The sequence below is a fragment of the Achromobacter sp. SIMBA_011 genome, from assembly GCF_046535435.1.
Taxonomy (GTDB): domain Bacteria; phylum Pseudomonadota; class Gammaproteobacteria; order Burkholderiales; family Burkholderiaceae_B; genus Achromobacter; species Achromobacter dolens.
This window is the reverse complement of record NZ_JAWRWN010001265.1, coordinates 1-234: the sequence shown is the minus strand read 5'-3', so window position 1 is coordinate 234 and position 234 is coordinate 1. Positions and strand designations below refer to the sequence as shown.

The window sequence follows — 234 nt, the reverse complement described above, 5'->3', positions numbered from 1 at the left end:
ATTGCGTCCGAACCATACTGGGACACCGCGCCGGTCTTGACGATTTCGATGCGGTCGATGATGTTGAGCGGCAGCGTATTCAGGTCGAAGAACTGATCGCTGCCGTTCACGGCGAACGCATACGGCGACACCCGCATGCCGTCGATCAGCACCAGCGTGTATTTCTCGCTGAGGCCGCGCAGCGCGATACCTGCGCCGCCCGGCGCGAAGCTGTTCGTCGAACCTTCGCTCCAG

At 62.0% G+C, this 234-nt stretch carries 1 protein-coding gene; it reads right to left on the bottom strand.

Going from position 1 to position 234, the window contains the following annotated elements; genetic code table 11:
- The coding region (locus SB816_RS35125) for a TonB-dependent receptor plug domain-containing protein (protein WP_410548639.1) at positions 1-234 on the bottom strand (234 nt) is incomplete at both ends.